Annotated in this window: 1 protein-coding gene; it reads right to left on the bottom strand. The window is 72.4% G+C overall.

The features are described 5' to 3' along the window. Nucleotides 1-352: PrpF domain-containing protein (locus IG178_RS24475; protein WP_226895763.1), on the bottom strand; the 352-nt coding region annotated here is incomplete at both ends.

Genomic DNA, 352 nt, shown 5'->3' with positions numbered 1-352 from the left:
CGCAGGAGGACTTCGCTGTGATCTCCGCGGGTGCGGACCTCGCAGCGCAGCAGGCCCCCGAGGGTGCCGAGGGTGAGGGTGCGCACCTGCAGGGACGCGTGGTCCCCGTCGGAGACCGGGCGGGTCTCGCAGACCCCCACCTCGCCCAGGACCGAATCCGTGACGGTCGAGGCGAGGGCGAGGGCCACGGCGGTGGTGAGCCCGATCGTGGGATGCGGGGCGTTCATGGACAGCATCCGCACGGAGACGTCGTGGTCGTCCGCGCAGACGTCCTCCCCGAGCGTCGTGGTGTAGTCGTGGGGCGGCCCGACGACCCCGACCTTCGGCACGGCGTCGAAGGACTCCTCCACGG

The sequence above is a fragment of the Neoluteolibacter marinus genome (assembly GCF_014904755.1).
GTDB classification, from domain to species: Bacteria; Verrucomicrobiota; Verrucomicrobiia; order Verrucomicrobiales; family Akkermansiaceae; genus Haloferula; species Haloferula marina.
Note: the sequence above shows the minus strand (reverse complement) of the source record. Positions and strands in the feature narration are given on the sequence as shown.